Below are 11,674 nucleotides of genomic sequence, written 5' to 3'. Positions count from 1 at the left end.
CGTCGCGCAGACGAGGCGGCGCTCAAGGCGCGGCGCCCTCTTGAGCGTCGATCGCGCGCTTTAAAAATTCGGCGCGCACCCAGTCTTCGGGCGTATCGATGTCCTGCACCCGATGTCGCGGCAAGCTTACTCCGTAAGAGCCGGCTTCGAACACACCGCGCCCACTGCGCCATGTGCCGGCCTTTGCCCAATAAAACTGTCCGGCGTCATGCCACGCCTCTTCTAAATCTTGGCTACGCGTCTGCATGGTGCTGGGATCGAACATCTCGACCGCGCCCGCATCCGACCGCCGCAACGCGCGCTGGATCGGAAAGGGAAAGGTCGTCACGGCCATGACGTAGTGCGCCTGAGCGTCGACCAGCGCAGACAACCCCTGCGCAATATCGGTGCCCAGTACAAAGGGCGCAGTCGCGTAGAGGCAACAAACAGGCGCGTCGTCCGCAAGTTCCAATCGCTCTGCAGCATCCGCAATCACGGGCACGGTCGGCGTATGGTCATCCGACAGCTCGGGGCTGCGCAAAAACGGAACTTCGGCGCCGTATTCACGGGCCACAGTTGCGATATCTGCGTCATCGGTACTGACGATGATACGGTCAAAAACGCCCGAGGCCTGTGCGGCCTTGATGGACCAAACGATCATCGGCTGGCCGCAGAACTCTTTGATATTCTTATGAGGAATGCGTTTGGACCCGCCGCGGGCGGGGATAACACATACGGTCATTGCGACAGTGCCTCTGACAGAACGCGTACCACTTCGTCCTGTTCGACATCGCTCATCCCGGCATACAGCGGGATAGAGATCGCCCGAGAATAGTACGCCTCGGACGCGGGGAAATCGCCGACTTTGTGGCCCAGATCGCGGTAGTAGGGCTGCGTGTGCACGGGGATATAGTGCAGGTTCACGCCGATCCCGTTTGCGCGCAGATATTCGAACACCGCGCGGTGCCGTGCGGCATCGTCCAGACGGATCACATAGAGGTGCCACGCAGAGCGAGCCCCTTCGATCCGGCCGGGAGTTTTCAGCGGCAAATCGGCCAACAGGCTGTCATAGCGATCAGCCAGCGCGTTGCGACGATCAATGAATTGATCCAATCGGGCCATCTGAGACAGGCCAAGCGCGGCCTGCATTTCGGTCATCCGATAGTTCCAGCCCAGATCGACCTGTTGATAGTACCATGGGCCGTCCGACTCATGGGTCATCAGCGCAGGATCGCGGGTCACACCATGGCTGCGCAGCAGGCCCATGCGTTCGGCCAGAACGGGATCGTTCGTGGTGGCCAAGCCGCCCTCAGCGGTGGTGATGATCTTGACTGGGTGGAAGCTGAAAACCGTGATGTCGGAATGCGCGCAGGCACCAACCTTGCCTTCGCCATAGCTCGCACCGATGGCGTGGCTGGCATCTTCGACGATTTTGATCCCGTACCTGCGGGCCAGAGCCGCAATTTCTTCGGCACGAGTGGACTGGCCGCACATGTGCACAGGCACGATGACCTTGGGCAACCGACCAGCAGCTTCTGCCGCCTCCAGTTTCGCCGCCAAAGCATCGGGACACATGTTGAAGGTATCCGCGTCGATATCAACGAAATCCACATCCGCACCGCAATAGCGCCCGCAATTGGCAGAGGCGACAAACGTGATGGGGCTCGTCCACATCAGATCGCCCTCGCCCAAGCCCAGCGCCTTGACCGCGATATGCAGCGCCGAGGTTGCCGAGTTCACAGCCACCCCGAATTTCGCGCCAACATAGTCCGCAATGGCCTGTTCAAAGGCCGGAACCGCCGGCCCTTGGGTCAGGAAATCGGATTTCAGGACATCGACCACCGCGTCGATATCGGCCTGCGAAATATCCTGACAGCCATAGGGGATCATTAGATCGCTCCGATTTTTTCGCGGTTGGCGTCGATCCAAGCCTGCAGCGCATCGTCCGTCATCCAGTCGGTGTTATTGTCACTGGAATAAACGAAATCCTCGGCCACGCGGACGCCATCCTTGATGCGGGCACTGTCGGTGCCCCAGTTGTTCAGGTTCGGCAGGATTTTGAAGTGCTCTTCGTATTCGTAGGTGAACATCGCATCTTCAGCGCCAACCATCTGCTCATGGATTTTTTCACCTGGACGGATGCCAATGATCTCTTGGCTGGCCTCGGGCGCAATCACTCGAGCCACGTCAGTGACCTTCATTGAGGGGATCTTCTTCACATAGATCTCGCCGCCGATCATGTCCTCGAACGCGTGCCAGACCAGTTCAACGCCCTGCTCGAGTGAGATCATGAAACGGGTCATGCGAGGATCAGTGATCGGCAGAACGCCCTTGTCCTTGATCGACATGAAGAACGGAATCACCGAGCCGCGCGAGCCCATGACGTTGCCGTAACGCACAACCGAAAACGCGGTATCGTGGCCGCCCGCATAGGCATTGCCCGACACAAACAGCTTGTCCGACGCCAACTTCGATGCGCCATACAGGTTGATCGGGCTAGACGCCTTGTCGGTGGACAGGGCAACCACGCCTTTGACCTTTTTGTCGATGGCCGCGTCGATCACGTTCATCGCGCCGTTCACGTTGGTCTTGATGCATTCGAACGGGTTGTATTCGGCGGTCGGCACAATCTTGGTTGCAGCAGCGTGGACAACGTAATCCACACCGTCAAATGCGCGGTACATCCGTTCACGATCACGGACATCGCCAATAAAGAAACGCACGCGCGGATCGTTCTGGAACAGCTTGGCCATTTCCCACTGCTTCATCTCGTCTCGCGAGTAGATGATGACTTTTTTGGGATTGAAGCGTTCCAGCGTCATCGGGACAAAGGCATGTCCGAAGGAGCCCGTTCCGCCTGTCACCAGAATTGTCTTGTTCTCGAACATGGCCAAACCCGTCCTTAATTTTCTTACGCTTGAGCCCAGCGATTATCAGTCCCGACCACTTCAATCCAGTGGCTTTTTCCCATAGGTTCAGCGGAAATCAACCGAAGCAGTACAGACATGCCAGTCCATTTGCGGCCGTTTCAAAGCAGCAACGCACTCCATTCGCAGCTTGGGACCCATAGGCGGGCAATGCTTCTGCTTTGTGCGCTCCGTGATATGCGCTGCCGTAGGCTGGCCAAAGGTGTCCCCCCCGCGGGTTTGGCTGCAAAGGGCCACGTGAATTCAGTCACACGCCTGTGGAAAATCGCTCGTTCTCTGCGGTTCGTCACGAGTGACGATATTCAGCCCAAGGCCGGCTGTAGACTCGCTTTGGTGGATTGTCCTGTTCCCAATTCAAAGGCGCGGATGATCTTGGACGCCCTGATTGATGGGGGATGTCCTGAAAAGGCTATATCAACGCCTCGCCCCATGGCGCGCAGAGAGCGTCGCACATTGCGCCTCAGGGCTTTTGCAATGCTATGGAAGATGAAGCCCGCGCGGCGACGCTTGAATTCTGATGAGCTATCGCTGTGCCTCGCGAGTTTCCTACATACCGAAATGCTAGAGGGCTCAGACGCGACCGTTATTCATATCGGAGACCGGTCCGAGCGCCGCATTGCAATGACCGCGGGCGCCGCCCTTGCCGGACGGCCGTCTGTTTACTGGCAAACCGCATACCACGACACGACGTTTCCGCCGCTTGGATATACGCACGCCGCCGTCATAAACAAAACCGGCGAAGATCGCGCTCTTGGCTATGACATCGAACCCTTGAAACAGGCCTTGAAAAAGCCGCGTGCTGTTACCGCGCCCTCGTCCTCGCAGCGCATCGGCATTGCCATGAATGCGTTCGCAGGCCCCGAGGTCGCCGAACTCTGCCGCAGTGTCCTGAGCGCTTTCCCCAGCGCTACATTAGAACTCCGCACCCACCCACGCATAGCATCCCCGAACTTGGGGGACCTGCCCAAAGAGGCCAACATCCGCCCGCGCGGCGAAGCGCTAAGCGCATTTTGCGACACCTGCGACATCGTTCTCTGCGGCAACTCAGCAGTGCAGATCGAAATGTTATTGCTAGGGGTGCTCGTTATTCACATCCCGGGCCTCGACGATCATGGCTTTGATCTCTATCGCTATGTCGCGGAAGGTGTGACATACGGCACAACAGACCTTGATCGACACTCGGTGGACGCCGCAATCCAGTTTTACGCTGCAGCAGAATGGCCAGATCGGCTTTTGCAACACGTCTCACCGCCGAGTGACGCATGCCGTCCGATCAGCGCATTATGGACCACAGAATGAGCAGCCCCAAACGCATCCTATTTCCATATGTTGGTGACAGCGTCGGCGGCAGCCACATTTCGTCACTGACACTCGCACAAGGGTTGCCTCCTGCTCGATATGTCCCTGTCGTTGCGCAGCACGATGACGGACCCCTGTCCCAGTATTTGTCAGAACTCGACTTTTCAGCAGCTTTCGCGCCCAAAGTCACCTTTCTGAACACAGGGCCCTATCGCAAGCAATTCCTGAAAGCTTGGGTCGGCGTCCCCAAGCTCGTCCGCTTTTTACGAGAGCACCGGATAGATATCGTCCATACCCACGACATTCGTATGCACATCATCTGGGGCATGGCCGCCAAGCGGGCTGGCATCCCGCATATCTGGCATCAGCGCACGCCGACCACAGCGAAGCGGTTGGACAAATACACTGCGCATGCAGCCAAAGTTCTGGCGGTCTCTGAATACTGTCGCTCAAAATTCCCGCCCGCCATGCAACGCCGTGCGCGTGTGCTGTTTAACCCGTTTGACATCCCCGAACCCGCGAACCGTCCCGCCGCCCAAGCAAATCTGCTGGCGCGACTAGGGTTCGCCCCCAAGACAAAGGTCATCGGGTTTATCGCCAATCTCGACACGCGCAAACGGCCATTATTGTTTGTAGAGATTGCAAAAGCACTCGTGTCCCAGGGACGCAATGACCTGCGTTTCATCATGCTAGGAGAGGCCCGCGCACCCCACATCGACGATCTGAATTCCGCCATTCAATCGGCCGGCCTCGCAGACGTCGTGCAGCACATCGGACCGCAGTACCCCATCGCCCCGTGGATGGCTGGATTGGACTTGCTAATAGCCCCCGCAGTGCACGAAGCACTGGGCCGGACCATGATCGAGGCACAGCTTTTTGCGACGCCGGTCGTTGCGTCTAATGCTGGCGGCAACCCTGAAATCATTCTGGATGGACAAACCGGTTTGTTGGCCACGCCGGATGCGCCTCAAGCCTTTGCCGACGCCGCGATCCGGCTATTGGATGATCCGCATTTCACCCATACCCTGACCTCCGCTGGCAAAGTCAGAGCAGAGCAAACCTTTTCCGCAGAGCGACACATCGCAGCGATGCTGGAAATCTACGACAGTTTGGCCTAGCCGGTTCCCCTCGACCACTGCCCGAGGTAAACGTAGGCAAATTCTACAGGTGTGCCATGAAAATTCTGTACGTCATCCGAAAGCGCGAGAAGCGCCATTGGTCAAAGCGTCTACAGCGCTGGATCACGGGCTTTACCGACGGACAGGACGGTTTTTTCGAGGCCAGTCTGCACTACGGTTGCTCTGTAACACGCCGCACCTACCGAGAGGCCGCTGCCATGGGGCGCAGCGCTGTGGCGCGATACGACGCGATCATCGTAAATGCGAAATCCGGCTTTCCATGGCAAGATGGAGCCAAGGCCGGTCAGCAGATCCGTGCATGGGGACGCCCCGCCGCCATTTTCATCGGGCAGGCACGCCCCTTCGAAATGGTCCCAGATGACGTCGCCGACCAATTCGACATTCTGTTCAAGCGCGAACCATTTGCTGATCTGGGTCGCTACGACCTGAGCAATGGAAACCGTGCGAAAATCGTTCCAACCCTACTCTCGAACCAGTTGCTGCGCATGAGCTGGCGGTTCAAGGAACGCAACACGCAATTCACCCTACCGAAATACGGCTACGAGCACGAGAAAACCCACGACGTGTATTTTTCCGGGAAACTTGGGCCGAACCGTTTCGACAATCGCGTGCAGGCCTGGGAGCGCGTAACCGCTGATCTCGGCGACTTGCGCCTAAAAGGTGGCCTCGCGTCCAACGGACAGGTTGAGGTTCCCGCCCACCTGAAGGGCGAATTGATGGAAAAACCAGAGTATCTTAATACTCTGCTCACGACCAAAGTGAACCTCGCGCTCTCAGGCATCGGCCCCTTCACGCACCGACACCTTGAATTGTTCTATGCGGGGGCTTTTGCCCTGTCGAACAACGACATCGAGCCGCTCTGGCTTCGCGCGCCTGTTGTCAAAGGACAGGACTACGCCGCCTTTGACACCGAAGACGAGATGATCGACATGATCCGCTATTACGTGGCACATGATGCCGAGCGCGAGGCGATTGCAAAAAATGGCCGCGCCTGTTTCGAGCGCCTTTATGACGTTCCAGCCCATGCGGTCGAACTGCGTGACGCCCTACAGAAAGTAATCTGATGACTCAGCCCCGTGTCTGCATCGCGACTGGCGACTACTATCGCCTTGGCGAGACCTTTGTGAACCGCCACATCGCAGAGATTTTCGGCGGTTCGGTCGGAGTGATCACGGGTCGCTATCACGGGGAAAACCCGTTGAACAAACCTGTGTTCGAGCGGCGTCAGCGCGCGGGCGGCACTGCGGCTCTGTTGCAGGGACTACTCTGGCATATTCCCCTGAATACTCTGAAACACGGCACCTCTCGCCTGCCCTATGGTCAGGCAAAATCAGACCTGATCGCGTTTTTGCGCGAACATCAGGTCGAAGTCATTCTGGCCGAGTTCGGCACGCAAGCGCTGGCGCTGGCGCCCTTGGCCAATGAGTTGAACATCCCGATCTTCACCTACTTCCGCGGCACCGACGCATCCAAACAAATTCAGCGCCCGCGTATCGTGAAAGCTTATAACAAGATGATGCCGCGTCTGGCTGGTGTCTTTTCTGTCAGCCAATTTCTGTTGGACAATCTAGCGCGCCACGGTGTCACGGTGAACCCGAACGCCCATGTGGTGCCTTCTGGCGTGGATATCCGCCGCTTTGTGCCGGGTGAGAAGCGGCCGGGCAGCTTCCTTGCCGTGGGCCGGTTTGTAGAAAAGAAAGCCCCGCAGATCACCCTGCGCGCATTTGCAAAGGCCGCGCAGAACCACCCCGACGCCCGTCTGGACTTCATTGGCTCTGGTCCCCTACTCGAAGACTGCCAGAAGCTGGCGGCCGACATGGGCGTTGCGGATCAAGTGACCTTCCATGGCCAGCAACCGCACGAGTATGTGCGCCAGCACCTGCTGACAACTGAGGTGTTCCTACAGCACTCGATCACCGCAGCCGATGGCAATACCGAAGGTCTGCCCACCGCGATCCAAGAGGCTCTGGCATGCGGGTGCATCACGATTTCAACGAACCACGCAGGCATTCCAGAGGCGGTCGAGCACGGGGTGAACGGCTACCTTGTCGATGAATGGGACGAAGAAGGCTTTGGCCAGCAAATCACAGCCGTTTTGGATCAGGCAGACCGCAGCGCCATGGCAACAGCAGCCCGCCGAACCGCAGAGGAAAAGTTCGACAATGACAAAGGGCTCGCCCGTGTCGAACGGATCATCCTAGAGACAATCGACCGTCAAGGCTGATCCATCTCTAGATTGAACAGGCTACGATACAGAGCATTCTCGGCCATCAAGGCCTCGTGCGTGTCAAAGCCAGCGACGCGTCCGTGATCCAGAACCAGAACGCGGTCCACCCATTCCAGTGTAGAGGGGCGGTGGGTGACAAACAGCATTGTGCTGTCCTTGGCGCCTTGGACGACTGCCTCCATCACGGCGCGGTCGTTTTCACCGTCCAGCGCGCTGGTTGCTTCGTCAAAAATGTAGACCTTGGCCTGTTTCACAAGGGCCCTAGCGATCCCCACACGCTGCTTCTGACCACCCGAGAGGTTAGAGCCATTCGGACCGACCCGAGCCTCTAGCCCGCCCTGCAGTTTATCCAGCACATTGTCGAGTGCAGCGCGGCGCACCGCATCTTGCACCTGCTGCTCGGTTGCGGTGGCATGGCCGTCCAAAATATTGTCGCGGATCGAGCCGTCGAATAGGAACACATCCTGCGAGATCAGCGCGATCCCATCCCGCAGCGCATCGGGCGACACGTCTTTCAAATCCAGATCGCCAAGGCGCACAGTCCCATCGGTCGGATCATAAAAGCGCTGGCACAGGTCGATAAAGGTCGTCTTGCCCGCACCAGAGCGGCCCACAATCGCGATCCGCTCCCCTGCCTTGATCTGCAGATCAACGTCGTGCAGCGCGGGCGCATCATCAGCATAGTAGAAGCTGACATCTTCGAACGCGATGGAGGGCGTCACACTTTCAAGCCCCAGCGTGCCAGTCCGCGTCGCAGCTTGCGGCGTGTCGATCATGTCGTGCATCATTCCGACGTGAACCAGACCTTTCTGGATATCGACCAGCGTCTTCGACACGCGCTCGGCAGGCTGATAGGCCAAAAGAAACGCGGTGATAAATGCCGTGAACTCGCCAGGCGTCTTGCCATTGGTGATGGTTTGCCAGCTGGCGTACATGACGAACAGGCCGATCACGATCCCCCCGAGCAATTCCATTAACGGCACGGTCGCGTTCGTCGCCTTTGCGATGCGCACGACGCGTTTTTCCAGATCCTCTACAACGCGGCCAAAACGGGCTGCGGATTTCTCTTCCAAGGAATAGCTTTTGACGGTCCGGATGCCCTCGATCGATTCTACGCCCGTCGACGCCAGCGCTTGCAAAAGCTCCGTCTCGTGTTTGGAATGCTTTCGCACGCTCTTGATCAGGCGTCCAACCATAAAAAAGATCAGCGGAAATAGGATCAAGCAGATCAGCGACATCGTTGCGTCCTGCCGTACCATCACGACGACCAAGGCCAGCAAGGTCAGGATATCGGTCACCAGCTTGTTCCCGATGCTCACCACGACCGAGCCGCAGGATTTGCCGAACATCATGACCCGTTGCATGTGCTTGGCCGGATGAAGCCCTGCAAAGAAATCGACGTCACGGTACAAGATATTTTCAAACAGCTTGCGCTGGTTTTGTGCCGCGATTTGGCGGTTCATTACCGTCTGGATGACCGCATTTCCGTATTGAAAGAAGCTCTTGGCCACCGAAATCCCGATCACCAACGCGGCAACGATCCATGCCTCGGACACGTTTTCCGACACGAACACATCGTTCACGATCCGCTTGGTGGACCAAGCGAGCAAACCTGTAAACACCGAAACCCCGACCATGAACACAACGTTCAGGGCATAGAGTTTCCAGCGGGGCAGAAGATCATCTTTGAGCAAACGCTTGGTGGTCTGCAGGGGTGTCGCCTCGACTGGCTTGGCGGGCATGGGGACTCCTCGGTCTTGGGCCAATTCGCGCTAGGCTTGGCATATACTGTCCACGTCCCCCTCTTGCAATCATGCGGGGATCAGGGCAATCATCTGAACGAATGTTCAATTCATGCACCGGAGGGGAGGCCGCGCCATGGATTTCGCACTGACCGAAGAACAAGACGCCATTTTCGATATGGCACGCGCATTCGGGGAGGAGCACATCGCCCCCCACGCGCAGGCATGGGAACGGGACGGCACGATACCCAAAGAGCTGTGGCCACAGCTGGCAGAATTGGGGTTTGGCGGCTTATACGTGTCCGAAGAAAACGGCGGTTCTGGCCTGTCTCGGCTGGACGCAACGCTCGTGTTCGAGGCACTGTCGATGGCCTGCCCATCCGTTGCTGCGTTCCTATCGATCCACAACATGTGCGCCAAAATGCTGGACAGCTTTGCCAGCGACGAAATGCGCGACCGCTACTTGCCTGCCGCCCTCTCGATGGAAAAGGTGTTCTCATACTGCCTGACCGAACCCGGATCGGGCAGCGATGCCGCCGCATTGCGCACACGCGCCACGGCCACCGATCAGGGCTACAGCCTGACGGGGACCAAGGCCTTCATCTCGGGCGGCGGCTATTCCGACGCTTATATCGTGATGGCTCGCTCGGGCGACGACAGCCCGCGCGGCATCTCCGCGTTCGTGATCGAAGACGGGACTGCGGGCCTCAGCTATGGCGGGCTTGAAGACAAAATGGGCTGGAGATCACAGCCCACACGTCAAGTCCAGATGGATGACTGCCACATCCCCGCCACCAACCTTTTGGGCACCGAAGGCGAAGGGTTCAAATACGCGATGAAGGGGTTGGACGGCGGGCGCCTGAATATCTCGGCCTGCTCACTCGGGGCCGCTCAGGCCGCTCTCACCCAGACCCTGAATTACATGGCCGAGCGTAAAGCCTTTGGCAAATCCATCGACCATTTCCAAGCCCTTCAATTCCGTCTCGCGGACGCAGAAATTGAACTGCAAGCCGCCCGCACCTTTTTGCGCCAAGCCGCGTGGAAGCTGGACAACGGCACGCCAGACGCCACGAAATTCTGCGCCATGGCCAAGAAGTTCGTGACCGAAGCGGGCAGCCGTGTTGCGGATCAATGTCTGCAGTTGCACGGCGGATATGGCTATCTTGCCGATTACGGCATTGAAAAGATCGTGCGCGATTTACGTGTGCATCAGATCCTTGAGGGGACCAACGAAATCATGCGTCTCATTGTGGCGCGTCAATTGCTGGCCGAAAGATGACATCAGACATTTCTACCCGTATCGAGGGACGCGCCGGTCGCATTACCCTGACCCGCCCCAAGGCTTTGAATGCCCTATCCTATGACATGTGCAAAGCCATCGCCGCAGCCTTGGACAACTGGGAAAACGACGACACTGTACAGATCATCCTGATTGATGCCGAGGGCGATCGTGCCTTTTGCGCGGGCGGGGACATTGCCGCCATTTACCATCAGGGCAAAGCAGGCGACTACGCCGAGGCCCGCGCGTTTTGGGCGGATGAGTACCGGATGAACAACCGGCTCGCGACCTACCCCAAGCCGATCGTCAGCTTTATGCAAGGCTACGTCATGGGCGGCGGCGTCGGGGTTGGCTGCCACGTCCAGCACCGGATTGTCGGCGACACAACACGCCTTGCGATGCCTGAATGCGGCATCGGACTGGTCCCTGACGTGGGCGGCACCGCCCTGTTGGCCGCAGCGCCCGGACACCTCGGTGAGTACCTTGGCCTGACCGGCGCACGGATGAAAGCTGGCGACGCTATTCGCGCAGGATTTGCCGACCACTACATCGCAGAAAGCGATTGGGACACGCTCAAGCAGCAATTGATTGAAACCGGCGATATCACCGCCCTGACGGCCACCTTGCACCCCGCGCCAGACTCCACACTGGCGCAAAAGCAGGACCTGATCGACGAGCTGTTCTCAGCGGGCACACTACAGGACCTGTTCCAGCGGCTCGAAGACAACTCTTCTGATCTGGCAGAGGAAACACTTCAGTCCCTGCGCCATCATGCGCCGCTCGCTATGGCGACATCGCTCCAACTTATCCGGCGCCAACGCCCTACCCCGAACCTGAAGGATGCACTGACCTGGGAATACCGCTGTACCTACCGCGCGCAGGAACAGGGCGATTTCCTCGAAGGCATTCGCGCGCAAGTCATCGACAAGGACCGCACACCACAGTGGACCCACGCCAGTCCCGCTGACCTTACCCAAGCCGAAATTGACCGAATGCTCGAACCGCTCAGGGAAAGCGAACTGCGCTTCTAGCTTCTTTTTGCTGAAAATACTTAATGCCCTCCGCGATCCATCGGGCGCAGC

General features: G+C 58.2%; 10 protein-coding genes. 6 read left to right on the top strand and 4 right to left on the bottom strand.

The window, feature by feature from the left end; genetic code table 11:
- Positions 1 to 22: 22 nt before the first annotated feature.
- Genes pseF through pseB form a run of 3 tightly spaced genes read right to left on the bottom strand, consistent with a single transcriptional unit; the run spans position 23 to position 2,867 of the window.
- A complete protein-coding gene (pseF, locus tag N4A58_RS07960) occupies positions 23 to 721 on the bottom strand; it encodes a pseudaminic acid cytidylyltransferase (protein WP_293708806.1) in 699 nt (232 codons plus the stop codon).
- Positions 718 to 1,869 carry a UDP-4-amino-4,6-dideoxy-N-acetyl-beta-L-altrosamine transaminase gene (gene pseC, locus N4A58_RS07955; protein WP_293708804.1) on the bottom strand — a complete coding sequence of 384 codons (1,152 nt, stop codon included), beginning with the start codon at positions 1,867 to 1,869 and terminating at the stop codon, positions 718 to 720. Before pseC ends, pseF begins: the two co-directional genes overlap by 4 nt.
- Positions 1,869 to 2,867, bottom strand: coding sequence for a UDP-N-acetylglucosamine 4,6-dehydratase (inverting) (gene pseB / locus N4A58_RS07950; protein WP_293708802.1), 999 nt, complete (start codon positions 2,865 to 2,867; stop codon positions 1,869 to 1,871). The genes pseC and pseB overlap by 1 nt, the downstream gene beginning before the upstream one ends.
- 513 nt (positions 2,868 to 3,380) lie before the next feature.
- On the opposite strand from pseB, the gene N4A58_RS07945 reads away from it, so the two are divergent.
- The 4 genes from N4A58_RS07945 to N4A58_RS07930 are packed head-to-tail and all read left to right on the top strand — an operon-like array spanning position 3,381 to position 7,568.
- Positions 3,381 to 4,205, top strand: coding sequence for a hypothetical protein (locus tag N4A58_RS07945; protein ID WP_293708800.1), 825 nt, complete (start codon positions 3,381 to 3,383; stop codon positions 4,203 to 4,205).
- Positions 4,202 to 5,323 (top strand): glycosyltransferase family 4 protein, encoded by a 1,122-nt coding sequence (locus N4A58_RS07940; RefSeq protein WP_293708798.1) that lies wholly within the window; start codon positions 4,202 to 4,204, stop codon positions 5,321 to 5,323. Before N4A58_RS07945 ends, N4A58_RS07940 begins: the two co-directional genes overlap by 4 nt.
- 56 nt (positions 5,324 to 5,379) lie before the next feature.
- Entirely contained in the window at positions 5,380 to 6,408 is a 1,029-nt protein-coding gene (locus N4A58_RS07935; RefSeq protein WP_293708796.1) for a glycosyltransferase, read from the top strand.
- Complete coding sequence (locus N4A58_RS07930; RefSeq protein WP_293708794.1) at positions 6,408 to 7,568, top strand: glycosyltransferase; 1,161 nt, start codon at positions 6,408 to 6,410, stop codon at positions 7,566 to 7,568. The genes N4A58_RS07935 and N4A58_RS07930 overlap by 1 nt, the downstream gene beginning before the upstream one ends.
- Here the strand turns inward: N4A58_RS07930 and N4A58_RS07925 are convergent.
- The gene (locus N4A58_RS07925) at positions 7,559 to 9,313 is read right to left on the bottom strand and encodes an ABC transporter ATP-binding protein (protein ID WP_293708792.1); all 1,755 of its coding nucleotides are present in this window, start codon (positions 9,311 to 9,313) and stop codon (positions 7,559 to 7,561) included. The two genes, N4A58_RS07930 and N4A58_RS07925, sit on opposite strands and share 10 nt — an antisense overlap.
- 136 nt (positions 9,314 to 9,449) lie before the next feature.
- Here N4A58_RS07925 and N4A58_RS07920 point away from each other — a divergent pair, with 136 nt between their 5' ends.
- On the top strand, positions 9,450 to 10,592 hold the full coding sequence (locus N4A58_RS07920) for an acyl-CoA dehydrogenase family protein (RefSeq protein WP_293708790.1): 1,143 nt from the start codon (positions 9,450 to 9,452) through the stop codon (positions 10,590 to 10,592).
- Positions 10,589 to 11,623, top strand: a complete 1,035-nt coding sequence (locus tag N4A58_RS07915) for an enoyl-CoA hydratase/isomerase family protein (RefSeq protein ID WP_293708788.1) — start codon at positions 10,589 to 10,591, stop codon at positions 11,621 to 11,623. Before N4A58_RS07920 ends, N4A58_RS07915 begins: the two co-directional genes overlap by 4 nt.
- The last annotated feature ends 51 nt before the right edge of the window (positions 11,624 to 11,674 follow it).

This window comes from Donghicola sp. (assembly GCF_025210255.1).
Lineage (GTDB): Bacteria > Pseudomonadota > Alphaproteobacteria > Rhodobacterales > Rhodobacteraceae > Donghicola > Donghicola eburneus.
The sequence above is the reverse complement of the archived record's forward strand: the minus strand, read 5'-3'. Positions and strand labels throughout refer to the sequence as shown.

Excerpts from the sequence above, each read along its gene's own strand:
- pseB (WP_293708802.1), bottom strand. The coding sequence starts at position 2,867 with ATGTTCGAGAACAAGACAATTCTGGTGACAGGCGGAACGGGCTCCTTC.
- N4A58_RS07945 (WP_293708800.1), top strand. The coding sequence starts at position 3,381 with ATGCTATGGAAGATGAAGCCCGCGCGGCGACGCTTGAATTCTGATGAG.
- pseC (WP_293708804.1), bottom strand. The coding sequence starts at position 1,869 with ATGATCCCCTATGGCTGTCAGGATATTTCGCAGGCCGATATCGACGCG.
- N4A58_RS07940 (WP_293708798.1), top strand. The coding sequence starts at position 4,202 with ATGAGCAGCCCCAAACGCATCCTATTTCCATATGTTGGTGACAGCGTC.
- N4A58_RS07925 (WP_293708792.1), bottom strand. The coding sequence starts at position 9,313 with ATGCCCGCCAAGCCAGTCGAGGCGACACCCCTGCAGACCACCAAGCGT.
- N4A58_RS07920 (WP_293708790.1), top strand. The coding sequence starts at position 9,450 with ATGGATTTCGCACTGACCGAAGAACAAGACGCCATTTTCGATATGGCA.
- N4A58_RS07915 (WP_293708788.1), top strand. The coding sequence starts at position 10,589 with ATGACATCAGACATTTCTACCCGTATCGAGGGACGCGCCGGTCGCATT.
- N4A58_RS07930 (WP_293708794.1), top strand. The coding sequence starts at position 6,408 with ATGACTCAGCCCCGTGTCTGCATCGCGACTGGCGACTACTATCGCCTT.
- pseF (WP_293708806.1), bottom strand. The coding sequence starts at position 721 with ATGACCGTATGTGTTATCCCCGCCCGCGGCGGGTCCAAACGCATTCCT.
- N4A58_RS07935 (WP_293708796.1), top strand. The coding sequence starts at position 5,380 with ATGAAAATTCTGTACGTCATCCGAAAGCGCGAGAAGCGCCATTGGTCA.